The organism is Pandoraea sp. PE-S2T-3, from assembly GCF_002179965.1.
Taxonomy (GTDB): domain Bacteria; phylum Pseudomonadota; class Gammaproteobacteria; order Burkholderiales; family Burkholderiaceae; genus Pandoraea.
This window is the reverse complement of the sequence record NZ_NGUQ01000027.1, coordinates 1-355: the sequence shown is the minus strand read 5'-3', so window position 1 is coordinate 355 and position 355 is coordinate 1. Positions and strand designations below refer to the sequence as shown.

Annotated in this window: 1 protein-coding gene; it reads left to right on the top strand. The window is 62.0% G+C overall.

Annotated elements, in window-relative coordinates; all coding sequences use genetic code 11:
* On the top strand, positions 1 to 355 hold a 355-nt coding region (locus CDV46_RS27185; protein ID WP_176399113.1), incomplete at both ends, for a hypothetical protein.

Here is a 355-nt window from a genome sequence, read left to right as displayed (position 1 = left end):
CACCATGCTGTTGTGCCTGGCCTCGATCCAGGGCGCGCCGGTGAAGGGTCAAACGGTGTTCGACAGCAAAAGCACGGCCGTCGGCGTCGAGCGGGCCTTGCCGTATTTCCGGCACGGGCCGTTCTTTCTGGACGAGCTGGACGACGTTTTGCGCGACACCAACGGCATGGAAAAACTCATGTTTTGGGCGAACAACGGCGGGCGCATCAAGGCCGCCCAGCAGGGCGGGCTATCGGTCGGCGGCAACTGGGACAGCCCATTGCTCACGACCGGCAACACGAACCTGGAAGAACACCCAAACTTTAAAAAGGACATGAAGGCCGGGGCCGTCAAGTCCCGCCTGGAACAGCACGAC